We start from the raw sequence: 14,398 nt of genomic DNA, 5'->3' as shown, positions 1-14,398 counted from the left end.
GAGGGAGACACTGGGTGATCGAGCTGGAAGACCTTCCCGAGTTGATCGACCCGGTGATGATCTGCGCCTTCGAGGGCTGGAACGACGCCGGGGACGCCGCCTCCGCGGCGCTCGGCCACCTGGACGACACCTGGGGCGGAAAGGTCTTCGCCGCGCTCGACGCGGAGGACTACTACGACTTCCAGGTCAACCGCCCCACCATCTGGCTGGACGGCGGCGTCCGCCGGATCACCTGGCCCACCACCCGGCTCTCGGTGGTCCGGGTCACCGAGCCCAAGACCCGCGACCTGGTGCTCGTCCGCGGCATCGAGCCCAGCATGCGTTGGCGCTCCTACTGCAACGAACTCCTCGGCTTCGCCCACGAACTCGGCGTCGAACTGGTCGTCATCCTCGGCGCGCTGCTCGGCGACACCCCGCACAGCCGGCCCGTCCCGGTCAGCGGCGTCACCTCCGACGCGGCGCTCGCCCGCACCCTCGACCTCGAGGAGAGCAAGTACGAGGGCCCGACCGGCATCGTCGGCGTGCTCCAGGAGGCCTGCGCGCACGCCGGCGTCCCCGCCGTGACCCTGTGGGCCGCCGTCCCGCACTACGTCGCCCAGCCGCCCAACCCCAAGGCCACCCTGGCGCTGATCAACAAGCTCGAGGACCTGCTCGACCTGCGCATCCCGCCGGGCGAGCTCACCGACGACTCCCGGGCCTGGCAGCTCGGCGTGGACCAGCTCGCCGCGGAGGACACCGAGGTCGCCGAGTACGTCCAGCAGTTGGAGGAGGCGCAGGACACCGCGGAGCTCCCCGAGGCGTCCGGCGACGCGATCGCCCGCGAGTTCGAGCGCTACCTCCGCCGCCGCGAGAACCTCGGCCCCACCGGCGAGAAGCCCATCACGGGCACCGGCCACGCGACGGACCGTCCCAAGGACGACGACGAAGAAGAGTAGAAGTGACGCGACAGGGGCTCGGGGAACCGCGAGGTTCCCCGAGCCCCTGGTGATTCAGAGCGCTACGCCGAGGAGGGCGTCGACGGTGCGGGAGACCAGGCCCGGGGCGCCGATGTCGGTGCCGCCGTCGGTCTCCTGGGTGGTGGCCCAGGCGTCGACCGCGGCGAGGGCGGCGGGGGCGTCCAGGTCGTTCGCGAGGGCCTCGCGGACCGCGGCGAGCATGCCCTCGGCCGACGGGCCGTCGGGGCGGGAGACGGCGGCGCGCCAGCGGGCCAGGCGGGCGGTGGCGGCGTCGAGGTCGCCGGTGGTCCACTCCCAGTCGCTGCGGTAGTGGTGGCCGAGCAGCGCGAGCCGGATCGCGGCCGGGTCGACGCCGTCGCGGCGCAGGGCGGAGACGAACACCAGGTTGCCGCGCGACTTGGACATCTTGTGGCCGTCCAGGCCGACCATGCCGGCGTGCACGTACGCCTGGGCGTACGGGTGCTCGCCGGTGGCGACCTGGGCGTGCGCGGCGCCCATCTCGTGGTGCGGGAAGGAGAGGTCGCTGCCGCCGCCCTGGATGTCGAAGGACATGCCGAGGAACTGCAGCGCGATGGCGACGCACTCGATGTGCCAGCCGGGCCGGCCGTGGCCGAGCTCGGTGTCCCAGGCGGGCTCGCCGGGGCGGGCGGCCATCCAGAGCATGGCGTCCAGCGGGTGCTTCTTGCCGGGGCGCTGCGGGTCGCCGCCGCGCTCGGCGAAGACCGGGAGCATCTCCTCGCGGCTGAGGCCGGAGACGCCGCCGAAGCGCGGGTCGGCGTCGGCGGAGAAGTAGATGTCCCCGTCGAGCTCGTACGCGGCGCCGCTCGCCAGCAGGTTCTTCACCAGCGGGACGATCCACGGGATGGACTCGACGGCGCCGACGTAGTGGGCCGGCGGGAGGATCCGCAGGGCGGTCATGTCCTCGCGGAACAGGGCGGTCTCGCGCTCGGCGAGTTCGGTCCAGTCCTGGCCGGTCTCGATGGCCCGCTCCAGCAGCGGGTCGTCGACGTCGGTGACGTTCTGTACGTAGAGGACGTCGTGGCCGGCGTCCTTCCAGACCCGCTGCACCAGGTCGAAGGTGTTGTAGGTGGCAGCGTGGCCCAGGTGGGTCGCGTCGTAGGGGGTGATGCCGCAGACGTACAGCCGGGCGGTCGGGCCGGTGGGCTCGACCGTTCTGACGGTGCCGGTGGCGGTGTCGTGGATGCGCAGGGGAAGCCCCTGACCGGGCAGGGCGGGAACCTCGGAGGCGGGCCAGGCATGCATGGCACCGACTCTAACCTTGCGATCATTTGAAAGACCAACCAGTTGACTGGATCGGCTGGATTCCGCTTCCGCCCGGTTTCGCTTCGGTATCAGACCGGCGGCCAGGGAATAGATGGCCAGTCAGCCGACGGCAGCGGGTGGCGTCCGGTCTCGGCGAGCCGGGCGGTCCGGGTCCGCAGGGCGTCCAGTTCGGCGGCGGTCAGGTGGGGGGCCAGCCGGGCGCCGAGCGGGCCGTCCAGGTCGGCGAGGAGGGCCTTCAGCACGGGGTGCGCCTCGTCCGGCAGCGGCTGGTCGGCCCAGCCCCAGAGCAGGGTGCGGAGCTTGTCCTCGGTGTTCAGGGTGACGCCGTGGTCGATGCCGTAGATCCGGCCGTCGGCCGCGCCGATCCAGTGGCCGCCCTTGCGGTCGGCGTTGTTGAGCACCGCGTCGAGCACCGCGAGCCGGCGCAGCCGCCGGTCGTCGCGGTGGACCAGCAGCGCGACCCGGCCCTCGCCGACCTCGGCGCGGACGATCGGCAGCCAGCCGTCCTCGGGCCCGGCCGGGTCCTGCAGGGCGAGCAGTTCGGGGGCCTCGGGGTCGGGTTCGATCCACAGCTGCACCATGCCGGGGCCGGCCGGGCCCTCGCGCAGCACGGTCGGCGGGACCAGCGCCCAGCCGGTGGCCGCGGCGATCTCGTACGCGGCGACCTCGCGGCCGGCCAGGGTGCCGTCGGGGAAGTCCCAGAGCGGGCGTTCGCCGGCCACCGGCTTGTAGACGCACGGCGCGGTCAGGCCGTCCAGGGTGACGGTGCAGTAGAGGACGGCGTTGGAGGCGTCGGTGAGCCGCCCGTGGATCTCCAGCACGCCCTCCCGCAGCAGGGCGAGCGCGGTGGCGGGGTCGGCGGCGAGGGCGGCGCTGGTGACCGGGTCGGTGCCCGGCAGCGCCTCCTCCGGCTCCTGCTCGTGCCCGCGTTCCGGCTCGTGCTCCTGCTCGGCGGCGTCCACGGTCAGCGCCGGTAGCCGTTCGCGCGGGGGCAGAGGTGGCCCTCGGGGTCGAGCGGCAGGTTGCAGAACGGGCAGGGCTTGCGGCCCGCGTCGACCAGCTCCAGGGCCCGCTTGGCGAACACCCGGGCCATCGCGCCGCTGAGCCGCACCCGCAGCATGTCGGGCCCGTCCTCGTCGTCGAAGGCGGTGCCCTCGTCCGTCTCCTCGACGTCCTCGGGCTCCTCGACGTACGCCTGCGCCTCGACCACCAGACACTCCTCGACGCCGTCCCAGGCGAGCGCCATGGTGCCGACCCGGAACTCCTGCTCCAGCGGCAGGTCCAGCGGAGCGCTGTCGATCAGGTCGGCGGGGGCGACCGCCGGGATGGCGGAGTCGCCGCCGGTGCGGCGCAGCGCCTCGTCCAGGACCTCCTCGATCCGCTCGGCGAGCGCCGCGACCTGCCCCTTCTCCAGCAGCACGCTGGTGATCCGGCCCCGCGAACTGGCCTGCAGGTAGAACGCCCGGGCACCGGGCTGGCCGACGGTGCCGGCCACGAATCGCTCGGGCTGGTCGTAGAAGAAGACCTGACGGGGCACGCTCTCGCTCCGGATCGGGACTGGCGAACGGGGGGTCTGGGCGGACGGGGCACGGAGTGCCGGTTCTTCCACCGCCACCCTACGCCGTACCGGTCTCCCCGCCGACCGTCGCGTCCCCCTCGCGCCCGGGCGCGTGCGCCGGGCCGCCGGGCCTCGGCGCCAGGCCGGACAGCCCGCCGGTGTCGCCGAGGCGCAGCAGGAACGGCCGGTGCGGGGTGTACCGGATCACGGTGACCGAGCAGGGCTCGACCGAGATCCGCTGGAAGTGGTCCAGGTGCAGGCCGAGCGCGTCGGCGACCACCGCCTTGATCACGTCGCCGTGGCTGGCGGCCAGCCAGACCGCGTCCGGGCCGTGCTCGACGGCGATCTTGTCGTTCCACTCGCGGACGGCGGTCACGGTGCGGTGGCTGAGCTCGCGCAGCGACTCGCCGCCGGGGAAGGCGGCCGCCGAGGCGTGGTCCTGGACGGTGCGCCACAGCGGCTCCTCGGCCAGCTCGCGCAGCGGGCGGCCGGTCCAGTCTCCGTAGTGGCACTCGCCGATCCGCTCGTCCAGCGCGGCGGCACCGAGCTCGGGCCGGGCGGCGAGCAGCGGCTCGACCGTCTGCCGGCAGCGCTCCAGCGGGCTGCTGACCACCTGCGCCAGCGGGATGCCGGCCAGCCGCCCGGGCAGCTCGGCGGCCTGCGCGCGCCCGGTCTCGTCGAGGTCGACGCCGGGCGTCCAGCCGGCCAGGATCCCGGCCGTGTTGGCGGTCGAACGGCCGTGGCGGACAAGCAGCAGCGTGGGCATGCGGCCAAGCCTACGGCGTGCCGCCCGCGGCGGTGGCGGGTACCGCCCTTCCTCCGCGCCTTCCCCGCGGCTTGCCCGGATGGGGCGCGCAGGCGGCCCGGGGCAGGCCACAATGACCCGCATGATCGTCGATTGCGCCACCTACCTGGACGGCCACCGCACCACGGGGCCCGCGGACTTCTCGGACGCCCTGGACGCGGTGCGCGCCGCCGGTGACGGCTTCGTCTGGATCGGCCTGTTCGAGCCCACCGCCGAGGAGTTCGAGCACGTCACCGCCGAGTTCGGCCTGCACCCGCTGGCCGTCGAGGACGTCGTCACCTCCCACCAGCGGCCCAAGCTGGACGTCTACGACGACTCGGTCTTCATGGTGGTCAAGACCGTCGGCCACCACGGCAACGGGCAGCCGATCTCGGTCGGCGAGGTGATGGTGATCCTCGGCGACGCGTACGTGATGACCGTGCGGCGCGGCAGGGACAGCCCGCTGAAGAACCTGCGGGCCGGGCTGGAGAAGCAGCCCGAACTGCTCCGCGAGGGCCCCGCCGCCGTCCTGTACGCGGTCTTCGACCTGGTCGTCGACAGCTACCTGGACGTGGCGGGCGCCCTCCAGGACGACCTGGACGAGCTGGAGGCCACCGTCTTCGCCCCCGGCCGGACCACGGGCCTGGCCGAGCAGATCTACGCCTTCAAGCGCCAGGTGGTCGCCTTCCGCCGGGGCACCCTGCCGCTCGCCGAACCCGCCCGCCGGCTCTCCGGGCAGGCCGCCCCCGCCTGGCCGTCGGCCTGGGTGCCGTTCGTGCCGGACGGGCTGCGCCCGTACTTCCGCGACGTCGCCGACCACCTCGCCAAGGTCAACGAGGCGGTCGACGGCCTGGACCGGCTGCTCACCGACATCCTCAGCGCCAACCTCGCCCAGGTGAGCGTCCAGCAGAACAGCGACATGCGGAAGATCTCCGCCTGGGCCGCCCTGGCCGCCGTCCCCACCATGATCGCCGGCATCTACGGCATGAACTTCGAGCACATGTGGGAGCTGCGGCAGCCCTGGGGCTATCCGGCCGCGGTCGGCGTGATGGCCGTGGTCTGCCTCTTCCTGCACCGCGTCTTCAAGCGCTCCGGCTGGCTGTAGCGGCCGCCCGCTACGCGAGGCCGGCGAGCTCCAGGGCCTCGATGCCGGTGCGCAGGGCGGTGACGCGCTCCTCCAGGCCGAAGCCGGAGGGGGCGAGGGTGAGGGTGGTGACGCCGGCGTCGGCGTAGGCCTGCATGCGGTCGGCGATCCGCTCCTTGGTACCGAGCAGGGCGGTGGCGTCGATCAGGTCGTGCGGGACGGCGGCCGCGGCGCCGGCGTAGTCCTTGGCGAGGTAGCGCTCCTGGATCTCGTCGGCGGCCTGCTCGTAGCCCATGCGGCGGGTGAGCTGGTTGTAGAAGTTCTTCTCCTTGCTGCCCATACCGCCGATGTAGAGCGCGGCGTAGGAGCGCAGGCCGTCGGCGGCGGCCTTGACGTCCTCGCCGACCGCCAGGTTGACGGTGGGGCAGAGGTCGAAGCCGTCCAGGGTGAGGCCGGCCTTGGCGCGGCCGGCGGCGAGCGGGTCGACGGAGAGGGCGGCGTGCTCGGGCGCGAAGAAGATGCCGAGCCAGCCGTCGGCGATCTCGCCGGTCTGTTCGAGGTTCTTGGGGCCGATCGCGGCGATGTACAGCGGGATGTGCTCGCGCACCGGGTGAACGGTGAGCTTCAGCGGCTTGCCGGGCCCGTCGGGCAGCGGAAGCGTCCAGTTCGCGCCCTGGTGGACCAGGCGCTCGCGGGACATCGCCTTGCGGATGATCTCCACGTACTCGCGGGTGCGGGCCAGCGGCTTGTCGAACTTGACGCCGTACCAGCCCTCCGAGACCTGCGGGCCGGAGACGCCGAGGCCCAGCCGGAAGCGGCCGCCGGAGAGGGTGTCCAGGGTGGCGGCGGTCATCGCGGTCATCGCGGGGGTGCGGGCCGGGATCTGGAAGATCGCCGAGCCGACGTCGATCCGCTCGGTCTTCGCCGCGACGAAGGAGAGCACGGTGGCGGCGTCCGAGCCGTACGCCTCGGCGGCCCAGCAGACGTCGTAGCCGAGCCGGTCCGCCTCCTGGGCGACGGCGATGTTGTCGGCGTCCATGCCCAGTCCCCAGTAACCGAGGTTGATACCCAGTCGCATCTGCGTGCCCAAGCCTTCCAGTCGGTGGTGCCGTCACCGTAGCCGCGGCGGCGCAGGTCATGCTACTGGCCGGTAGGCGTGGCCTGCGTCACGTCCCGCCGGCCCGCGTCTGCGGGTCGCACGGGAGCCGGCAGGAAACGCCGCTACGCTCAGCCAGCGGCGGGTGGAACCTCTCCCCACCTGCGCGTTCACCGCGAAAGACAGCCTACGGAGGCCAACCCGTGGAACAGCGACACCTCGGCCGGACGGGACTTCGGGTGTCCCGGCTCGGGCTCGGCACCATGACCTGGGGCCGGGACACCGACGAGCACGAGGCCGCTGAACAGCTCAAGGCCTTCGTCGACGCCGGCGGCACCCTGGTCGACACCGCCGACGTGTACGCCGACGGCGGCGCCGAGTACCTGCTCTCCCGGCTCACCGACGGGCTCGTCCCGCGCTCCGAACTGGTCATCGCCACCAAGGCCGGCTCGACCGGCGCCACCGGCCGCCGCTTCGACACCTCCCGCGGCCACCTGCTCTCCGCCCTGGACGCCTCGCTGCGCCGGCTCGGCACCGACTACGTCGACCTGTGGCAGGTCCACGCCTTCGACCCCGCCACCCCCGGCGAGGAGACCCTGCACGCGCTCGACCTGGCCGTCGCCTCCGGCCGGGCCCGGTACGTGGGTGTCTCCAACTACAGCGGCTGGCAGCTCGCCAAGGCCGCCGCCTGGCAGCTCGGCCACCCCGGGCGGGTGCCGCTGGCCGGGACGCAGATGGAGTACTCGCTGCTGCAGCGCGGCATCGAACGCGAGGTGCTGCCCGCCGCGCTGGACGCCGGGATCGGCGTGATCGCCTCCTCCGCGCTCGGCCGGGGCGTGCTCACCGGCAAGTACCGGCACGGCGTCCCGCCCGAGTCGCGTGGCGCCTCCCCGCACCTGGCCGGCTTCGTCCAGCCGTACCTCGGCGAGCGCTCCCGGCGGATCGTCGACGCCCTCGCCACCGCCGCCGACGGGCTCGCCTCCACCCCGCTGAAGGTCGCCCTCGCCTGGGTCCGCGACCGGCCCGGGGTGGCGAGCACGCTGCTCGGCGCCCGGACCGCCGCCCAGCTGCAGACATCACTGTCGGTCGAGGCCCTTACGCTTCCGGGTGAGATCCGCGGTGCGCTGGACGACGTGTCGGCCCCGACGCACCGCTACCCGGACCAGGGCTGGACGGAGCTGTAGGCGGCCGGCCGTAAGGAGTTTTGACCCATGACCGAAACCGGGCGCACGGCACCCGAGGAGCGGGCGGGCACGGTCGCCGCGCTCGCGGAGGCGATCCGCGCGGTCGGCACGTCCGAGACGGGTCAGGCCGGTCCGGCGGGCCCGGAGGCGCCGTCCGGCGGCGCGGTCACGGACGAGCAACGGGCCGCGGCGCTGAAGGCCACCACCGAGGTCCTCACCGCCGGCGGGGCGCCCGCCGCGCTGGCCGGCCCTGCGGTCGCGGAGCTCGGCGAGGGCGCGGCGCAGCTGCTGCGCGAGGACCCGTGGGCGGTGCTGGCGCTGCCCGGCGTCCGGCCCGAGCACGCGGACGGGTTCGCCCGCGGCCTGCTGGGCGCCGAGGCCGGCCCCGGGGACCCGCGGCGGGCGCAGGCCCTGGTGCCGTGGCTGCTGGAGCAGGCCGCGCTGCGCGGGCACTCGGCGCAGGAGATCGGCGAGGTGTCCGCCGGGCTGGAGCGGCTGGGGCTGCCCGATCCGGCGGCCGCGCTGCAGGCGGTGGTGGTCGACGGGCGGGTGATGGCGTTCCAGGAGGAGCTGCCGGGGCGTCCGGGCGCCGCCGCGGACGAGGACGAGGAGCCGCCGATGCGGACCGTCCTCGCGCTGGAGCGCCTGGCGCTGGCGGAGGAGAGCCTCGCGGACGGTCTCGTCCGGGTGATGTCCACGTTCGTGCCGGGCGACGACGAGGAGTACGGGGCGGCCCTGACGGGCGCTCCGGCGGAGGACACCGCCGAGGAGGCGGCCGACGCCGAACCGGACGCCGAGGACGGCGGAGCGGACGACGGTTCGGAGCCGGCCGGCGCGGACGACCGCGGCGCCCCGGTGCAGCCTGGTCCGGCGGCCTGGGAGGAGGCGGCGGGGGCGGCGGCGTCCTCCTCGGCCGCGGCGCTGATCCGGGCGGCGGCGGAGAGCGGCGTGGTGCTGCACACCGGCGGCGAGGCGGCGCGCGGCGAGGTCGCCGCGCTGCTGGCGGCGGCGCACGGGCTGGGCCTGCGCGCGTGGGCGGCGACCTGGACGGACCAGGGCCGGGACGGCCTGGTGGCGATGCTGCCGGAGGGCTCCCCCGCGCGGGAGCGGGTGGTGCCGCTGGGCGCGCTGCTGGCGGGCGCCGCCGGCCCGGGCCGGTCCGTGGACGGCACGCTGTCGCTGGACGTGCTGCTGGTGCTGGACGCGCCGCTGCTGGACGTGGAGCTCGCGGCGACCCTGCTGGAGTCGCTCGCGGACGGCACCCGGCTGGTGCTCAGCGGCGACCCGGGCCAGCTCTGGTCGGCGGGCCCCGGCCGGTTCTTCGCCGACCTGCTGGCGGCCAGGGCATGCCCGGCGGTGGCGTCCCGGACGCCGGACTTCGGGCCGATCGGCGAGCTGGTGTCGGGCATCGGCATCGGCGAGCTGTCGGCCGTCGAGGCGCCGGACAAGGAGGTGGTCATCCTCGGGGTGAAGGACGCCGGCGAGGCGGTGCACCGGGCGGTGCAGCTGCTGTCGGACTCCATTCCGCGCGCGCTGGGCATCCCGGCCGAGCAGACGGTGCTGCTGACGCCGGGCCACGGCGGCGCGGCCGGTACGCGGGCGCTGAACGCGGCGGCGAAGGCCCGGCTGAACCCCGGTCCGGGCCGGTTCGGCGGTTTCGACCCGGGCGACCGGGTGGTGCACTCCCCCGCGCTGGGCGTCAACGTCCCGGGCCGGGTGCTGGACGGCGACGCGGCCGGCCTGCACCTGGAGCTGAGCGACGGCGAGCGGCTGACGCTCTCGCCCGCGCAGGCGGCGAAGCTGCGGCACGGCTGGGCGGTCACCGCGCACCAGGCGGTCGGCCGGCGCTGGCCCGCCGTGGTGGCGGTGCTGCCGGAGGACGCGGCGGCCGGGCTGACCCGGCAGTGGGTGTACACGGCGTTCGGCCGGGCCGAGCGGCACCTGTCGGTGGTGCACGCCGCGGGCCCGGCGCTGGCCCAGGCGGTGGCCGAGCGGCCGGCCCAGGAGCGGACCACCCGGCTGCGGGCGATCCTGATCGAGCAGTAGCACAACGGGCCCGCCCACGGAGGGCGGGCCCGCGAGACGGCCCGAGGGGGCGTGCGGACGGCCCGCACGCCCCCTCGGTGTTCACGGCAGGACTCAGTCCTCGCCGTCCTCGGTCTCGTAGCCGTCCAGCTCGTCGTCGTAGACCTCGCTGACGTCGAAGCGGCAGATCAGCAGCTCCGGGTCGGCGCCCTCGAACGGCTCGGGCAGCCACTCGCCGGGCTCGCTCGGCTCGGTGGCGGAGACCCACAGCGTGGAGTCGCCCTCCTCCAGGCCGAACTCCTCCGCGCGGGCGGCGATCTCGTCCGGCTCGAACTCGCTGAACACCGCGCCGATCGCGGCGGTCACGCCGCCGTCCTCGCCGCCGCCGGGGGTGAGCTCGGCGTCGACCCGCTCGGCCTGCGCACGCAGCCGCTTCGGGTCGGTGATCAGGTAGTCCCGGCGGATCAGCACGCTGATCGCCTCCGGGTGGTCGGGGCCCCGGTACGTCCCGCCGGGCTCGTCGCCCGGCACCTCGAACGGGGTGACCTCGTCGTACACCTCGTACAGGATCTGGTCGTAGGCGATCGCCGCCGCAGCGAGCTCCTCGTAGGCGCTGACAACGGCGGGATCCCCGGCCTCGACGGTGCTGGAGACCGCCTGCAGGTGGCGGTCGATGGCGGCCTTGACCGCCTCGGCGGCGGCCCGTACCTCGGTAATGGTCAGCTGCGCGGCATCAGACATGGTGCAGACGCTATCCCCACCTGCCGACGACACGCACAGCGGTTGTCACCTACGGCCGTTAATTCACGACAAGTTCCGCCCTGATGTCCGATCCGGGTGGTTCTGTGCCGGTCGCGAAGCGGTCACGGCGAGCGTTCCCGCGGCCGGATCGGGTATCCCTCTCCTCGGTACCAAAACTGATTGACGGTCAGCTCGGACACCGGCGAGGCTCATGGTGGACGATCCGGCCGTGTCGGCCCCGAGTCGTACGCTTGCAGCAGCGCACAGCAGAGGAGACGCCTTGACGCGACCCAACCCGGTCCGGCAGCCGGAGTACGAGTACCAGTCGCTGCGCCTGCCGCGCGGCACCACCCGCAACGCCGCCCGGCAGCTCCTCACCGAGCACGCCGAGTACGGCCACTGGGAGCTGGACCGGCTGCGCCTCTACCCCGACGGCAGTCGGACGGTGCTGCTGCGCCGCCGCATCATCCGGCAGGTCCGCAGCAGCTGGTAGCGGGCACGCGGGTGGGCCTCCCGGGCGGGTGCCCGGAAGGCCCGGTGCGGCAGGCCGGAGGCCGGAGACCCCGGCCCGGACGCGCGAGCGCCGTCAGACCCCGGCGGAGACGCGGGAGCGCCGGTAGAGCACGCCGCCGCCGATCAGCAGCAGGGCGCCGGTCGGGGCGAGCAGCTCCAGGCCGGAGACGCCGGTGGAGGCCAGCCGGTCGCCGGCCGCGGTCTCGGCCGCGGCGGTGTCGACGGTGCGCGGGGTGGCCGTGGTGGTGGTCGACGAGGCCGGGACGACCCCGCTGTCCGGGGTGCCGCCGCCGGTGCGCGGGGTGCCGTTCGTCCCGCCCGGGGTCTCGGTGGCGGGCGGGGTGTGGTTGCCGCCGGTGGAGCCGGTGCCGGGGGGCGTCTGGGTGGCCGGCGGGGTGCGGTCGCCCGGGTGGCCGGGCGGGCAGTCGTCGCCGGGCGGGGTGGTGGGCGGCTTGTGGTGCGGGGCGGCGTGGTTGCCGCAGTCGTTGCCGAACGCGGGGTTGCCGATGCCGACCACGTTGACCGAGTTGCCGCACGCGTCGACCGGGGCGTTGATCGGGGCCTGGACGTTGTTGCCGGAGGCGACGCCGGGCGAGCCGGTGGTGGAGCCGCTCGCCGAGGAGCCGGCGTGGCTGCCGGAGCCGGTGTGCGAGCCGCCGGTGTGCGCGCCGCTCGTGTTGCCGCAGTTGTTGCCGAAGGCCGGGTTGAGCAGGCCGATCACGTTGATGGTGTTGCCGCAGGCGTTCACGGGGATGTCCACGGGCGCCTGGACCGCGTTGCCGGAGCCCACACCGGGCGAGCCGGCCGCGGCGCCCTGGGCGTCGCTCCCCGCCGCGTACGCGTAGCCTGCGGTCGAGGCCAGCACACTGCCGGTGGCCATGGCAGTGAGGAGGCCCTTCTTTGCGACCTGTCGCATTGACTCCCCTGATTTCTGATTGTCGGAATACTTGACGATTTCCTCGCCGGTACAGACACAACGACCTCCGGCGACAAAGGATCGGCCGGATTCCGCCCGTTCATCCGATCGGGTGAGAAAATCGAACGGCGTGGTGGTGAAGGCGAAAAGCACGCGCCCCCGAGCGGCGAATCCTCCGCTCGGGGGCGCGGGTGTCACGTGACCGTCGGCAGCGGACGGCCCCGGCTCAGAAGTTCTGGCAGTTGTTGCCGAACGCCGGGTTCAGCAGGCCGATCACGCTGATGGTGTTGCCGCAGACGTTGACCGGGACGTGGACCGGAACCTGGATCAGGTTGCCGGACAGCACGCCCGGGGAGTTGGTGGCGACACCGGCGGCGGACGCACCGCCGTGGGCGGCGGCGGCACCCGCGCCGGCGAGCACCAGGCCACCGGTGGCAGCGGCAACGGCAGCGATCTTCTTGGCCTTCATGTATTCCTCCTGGTCGATATCCGCAGCCCGCTTTCCCCCGGGCTGCATACGGGTGAACGAGGCGCCTTCGCAGGGGAAACGGAGGCGGCCACGGATTCACCCGCACCGGTGATAGGAAGAACGGATGATCGACCAGGAGGGCGGTCGGGACGGTCGGGACGTGCCTCAGCAGGCGTCGAGGAACCGGTCCAGCACCCGGACGCCGAACTTCAGGCCGTCCACCGGCACCCGCTCGTCCACGCCGTGGAACATGCCGGCGAAGTCCAGGTCCGGCGGCAGCTGCAGCGGCGCGAAGCCGAAGCAGCGGATGCCGAGGTCCTGGAAGGACTTGGCGTCCGTCCCGCCCGACAGGCAGTACGGCACCGCGCGGGCGATCGGGTCCTCGGCGCGCAGCGCGCTCTGCATGGCCTCCACCAGGTCGCCGTCGAAGCTGGTCTCCAGCGCCTTGTCGTAGTGCAGGCTCTCGCGCTTCACCCGGGGGCCGAGCACGCTGTCCAGCTCGGCCAGGAACTCCTCCTCGTAGCCGGGCAGGAAGCGGCCGTCCACGTGCGCGGTGGCCTGGCCCGGGATCACGTTCACCTTGTAGCCGGCGCCGAGCATGGTCGGCTGCGCGGTGTTGCGCAGCGTGGTGCCGATCATCTTGGCGATGCCGCCGAGCACCTTCAGCGTCTCGTCCATGTTCTCCGGGTCGAGCCGCACGCCCAGCGCGTCCGAGAGCTCGTCCAGGAAGGCCCGCACGGTCTTGGTGATCCGCAGCGGGAAGCGGTGCCGGCCGAGACGGGCGACCGCCTCGCACAGCTCGGTGATGGCGTTGTCGTCGTTCTCCATCGAACCGTGCCCGGCCCGGCCCTCGACGGTCAGACGCATCCAGTGCATGCCCTTCTCCGCCGTCTCCACCAGGTACAGCCGCACCTGGTCGTTGACGGTGAAGGAGAAGCCGCCGACCTCGCCGATCGCCTCGGTGACGCCCTCGAACAGGTCCGGGTGCTTGTCCACCAGGTAGCGGGCGCCGTACGTGCCGCCCGCCTCCTCGTCCGCGACGAACGCCAGCACCAGGTCGCGCGGGGGCTTGCGGCCGGTGCGCAGCCGGTCGCGGACCACCGCCAGGGTCATCGCGTCCATGTCCTTCATGTCCACCGCGCCGCGGCCCCAGACGCAGCCGTCGGCGATCTCCCCGGAGAAGGGGTGGTGGGTCCAGTCGTCGGCGTTGGCCGGAACCACGTCGGTGTGGCCGTGGATCAGCAGGCCCGGCCGCGACCGGTCCTCGCCCTCGATCCGCACCACGGTGGACGCCCGCCCCTTGGCGGACTCGTAGATCTTCGGCTCCAGCCCGAACTCGGCGAGCTGCTCGGCCACGTACTCGGCCGCCTTGCGCTCGCCCGGGCCCGAGCCGTCCCCGTAGTTGCTGGTGTCGATCCGGATCAGGTCACGGCAGATCTCGGCGACCTCCGACTCGGCCGTCACCGTACGTCCGCTGGCCTCGGTCATGCTTCCACCACGCTCCCACCTCGTCCTCAGCCCGCCCCGGGGCACCTGTCCGCCATCCTCTCCCAGCCCGCCGCCCGTCCCAAGGCCATTCCCGCAGTTCCCGACCCCGGTGCGGCCGCGGGGACGGTTTTGGGAGTCGCAGGCGATCACTGCTACTGTTACTCCTGTCAGCGCGGCACGGAGCCGCAACGACAGACACCTTGTCCGGGTGGCGGAATGGCAGACGCGCTAGCTTGAGGTGCTAGTGCCCTTTATCGGGCGTGGGGGTTCAAGTCCCCCCTCGGACACCACTGAAGGACC

Annotated in this window: 14 protein-coding genes and 1 tRNA gene; 6 read left to right on the top strand and 9 right to left on the bottom strand. The window is 73.7% G+C overall.

What is annotated here, in order from left to right:
* Positions 1-14: 14 nt before the first annotated feature.
* The gene (locus ACGFX4_RS27725; RefSeq protein WP_393079737.1) at positions 15-935 is read left to right on the top strand and encodes a PAC2 family protein; all 921 of its coding nucleotides are present in this window, start codon (positions 15-17) and stop codon (positions 933-935) included.
* A gap of 54 nt (positions 936-989) precedes the next feature.
* Here the strand turns inward: ACGFX4_RS27725 and mshC are convergent, their stop codons facing one another.
* From mshC to ACGFX4_RS27705, 4 genes are all read right to left on the bottom strand, one after another.
* Complete coding sequence (gene mshC / locus ACGFX4_RS27720) at positions 990-2,219, bottom strand: cysteine--1-D-myo-inosityl 2-amino-2-deoxy-alpha-D-glucopyranoside ligase (protein WP_393079734.1); 1,230 nt, start codon at positions 2,217-2,219, stop codon at positions 990-992.
* Positions 2,220-2,308: 89 nt separating this feature from the next.
* Positions 2,309-3,139, bottom strand: coding sequence for an SCO1664 family protein (locus ACGFX4_RS27715; RefSeq protein WP_393079924.1), 831 nt, complete (start codon positions 3,137-3,139; stop codon positions 2,309-2,311).
* 65 nt (positions 3,140-3,204) lie between these two features.
* Positions 3,205-3,777, bottom strand: coding sequence for a DUF3090 domain-containing protein (locus ACGFX4_RS27710; RefSeq protein ID WP_393079731.1), 573 nt, complete (start codon positions 3,775-3,777; stop codon positions 3,205-3,207).
* A gap of 79 nt (positions 3,778-3,856) precedes the next feature.
* Positions 3,857-4,564 carry a histidine phosphatase family protein gene (locus tag ACGFX4_RS27705; RefSeq protein WP_393079728.1) on the bottom strand — a complete coding sequence of 236 codons (708 nt, stop codon included), beginning with the start codon at positions 4,562-4,564 and terminating at the stop codon, positions 3,857-3,859.
* A gap of 121 nt (positions 4,565-4,685) precedes the next feature.
* Here ACGFX4_RS27705 and ACGFX4_RS27700 point away from each other — a divergent pair, with 121 nt between their 5' ends.
* The gene (locus ACGFX4_RS27700) at positions 4,686-5,687 is read left to right on the top strand and encodes a magnesium and cobalt transport protein CorA (protein ID WP_393079726.1); all 1,002 of its coding nucleotides are present in this window, start codon (positions 4,686-4,688) and stop codon (positions 5,685-5,687) included.
* A gap of 10 nt (positions 5,688-5,697) precedes the next feature.
* Here the strand turns inward: ACGFX4_RS27700 and ACGFX4_RS27695 are convergent, their stop codons facing one another.
* On the bottom strand, positions 5,698-6,744 hold the full coding sequence (locus ACGFX4_RS27695; protein ID WP_393079723.1) for an LLM class F420-dependent oxidoreductase: 1,047 nt from the start codon (positions 6,742-6,744) through the stop codon (positions 5,698-5,700).
* A gap of 221 nt (positions 6,745-6,965) precedes the next feature.
* Between ACGFX4_RS27695 and ACGFX4_RS27690 the strand changes: the two genes are divergently transcribed.
* Both ACGFX4_RS27690 and ACGFX4_RS27685 read left to right on the top strand, forming a co-directional pair.
* Complete coding sequence (locus tag ACGFX4_RS27690) at positions 6,966-7,946, top strand: aldo/keto reductase (protein ID WP_393079720.1); 981 nt, start codon at positions 6,966-6,968, stop codon at positions 7,944-7,946.
* A gap of 27 nt (positions 7,947-7,973) precedes the next feature.
* Entirely contained in the window at positions 7,974-9,992 is a 2,019-nt protein-coding gene (locus ACGFX4_RS27685; RefSeq protein ID WP_393079718.1) for an ATP-binding domain-containing protein, read from the top strand.
* 93 nt (positions 9,993-10,085) lie between these two features.
* Here the strand turns inward: ACGFX4_RS27685 and ACGFX4_RS27680 are convergent, their stop codons facing one another.
* Positions 10,086-10,712 (bottom strand): hypothetical protein, encoded by a 627-nt coding sequence (locus ACGFX4_RS27680; RefSeq protein ID WP_393079715.1) that lies wholly within the window; start codon positions 10,710-10,712, stop codon positions 10,086-10,088.
* Positions 10,713-10,992: 280 nt separating this feature from the next.
* Between ACGFX4_RS27680 and ACGFX4_RS27675 the strand changes: the two genes are divergently transcribed.
* On the top strand, positions 10,993-11,205 hold the full coding sequence (locus tag ACGFX4_RS27675) for a DUF5703 family protein (RefSeq protein WP_345700057.1): 213 nt from the start codon (positions 10,993-10,995) through the stop codon (positions 11,203-11,205).
* 93 nt (positions 11,206-11,298) lie between these two features.
* Here ACGFX4_RS27675 and ACGFX4_RS27670 read toward each other — a convergent pair whose 3' ends face one another.
* The 3 genes from ACGFX4_RS27670 to ACGFX4_RS27660 form a co-directional block, all read right to left on the bottom strand.
* A complete protein-coding gene (locus ACGFX4_RS27670; protein WP_393079712.1) occupies positions 11,299-12,141 on the bottom strand; it encodes a chaplin family protein in 843 nt (280 codons plus the stop codon).
* Between the two features lie 226 nt (positions 12,142-12,367).
* The gene (locus ACGFX4_RS27665; RefSeq protein WP_393079709.1) at positions 12,368-12,610 is read right to left on the bottom strand and encodes a chaplin; all 243 of its coding nucleotides are present in this window, start codon (positions 12,608-12,610) and stop codon (positions 12,368-12,370) included.
* Positions 12,611-12,775: 165 nt separating this feature from the next.
* Positions 12,776-14,098: a M20/M25/M40 family metallo-hydrolase gene (locus ACGFX4_RS27660; protein ID WP_393079706.1), complete on the bottom strand. Its 1,323-nt coding sequence runs from the start codon at positions 14,096-14,098 to the stop codon at positions 12,776-12,778.
* 202 nt (positions 14,099-14,300) lie between these two features.
* Here ACGFX4_RS27660 and ACGFX4_RS27655 point away from each other — a divergent pair.
* Positions 14,301-14,388, top strand: a tRNA-Leu gene (locus ACGFX4_RS27655).
* The last annotated feature ends 10 nt before the right edge of the window (positions 14,389-14,398 follow it).

The sequence above is a fragment of the Kitasatospora sp. NPDC048365 genome, from assembly GCF_043200835.1.
In the GTDB taxonomy this organism is placed as follows: Bacteria; Actinomycetota; Actinomycetes; order Streptomycetales; family Streptomycetaceae; genus Kitasatospora; species Kitasatospora terrestris.
The sequence above is the reverse complement of the archived record's forward strand: the minus strand, read 5'-3'. Positions and strand labels throughout refer to the sequence as shown.

Coding starts and splice junctions, on each gene's coding strand:
- mshC (WP_393079734.1), bottom strand. CDS start 2,219: ATGCATGCCTGGCCCGCCTCCGAGGTTCCCGCCCTGCCCGGTCAGGGG.
- ACGFX4_RS27705 (WP_393079728.1), bottom strand. CDS start 4,564: ATGCCCACGCTGCTGCTTGTCCGCCACGGCCGTTCGACCGCCAACACG.
- ACGFX4_RS27700 (WP_393079726.1), top strand. CDS start 4,686: ATGATCGTCGATTGCGCCACCTACCTGGACGGCCACCGCACCACGGGG.
- ACGFX4_RS27695 (WP_393079723.1), bottom strand. CDS start 6,744: ATGCGACTGGGTATCAACCTCGGTTACTGGGGACTGGGCATGGACGCC.
- ACGFX4_RS27685 (WP_393079718.1), top strand. CDS start 7,974: ATGACCGAAACCGGGCGCACGGCACCCGAGGAGCGGGCGGGCACGGTC.
- ACGFX4_RS27680 (WP_393079715.1), bottom strand. CDS start 10,712: ATGTCTGATGCCGCGCAGCTGACCATTACCGAGGTACGGGCCGCCGCC.
- ACGFX4_RS27670 (WP_393079712.1), bottom strand. CDS start 12,141: ATGCGACAGGTCGCAAAGAAGGGCCTCCTCACTGCCATGGCCACCGGC.
- ACGFX4_RS27665 (WP_393079709.1), bottom strand. CDS start 12,610: ATGAAGGCCAAGAAGATCGCTGCCGTTGCCGCTGCCACCGGTGGCCTG.
- ACGFX4_RS27660 (WP_393079706.1), bottom strand. CDS start 14,098: ATGACCGAGGCCAGCGGACGTACGGTGACGGCCGAGTCGGAGGTCGCC.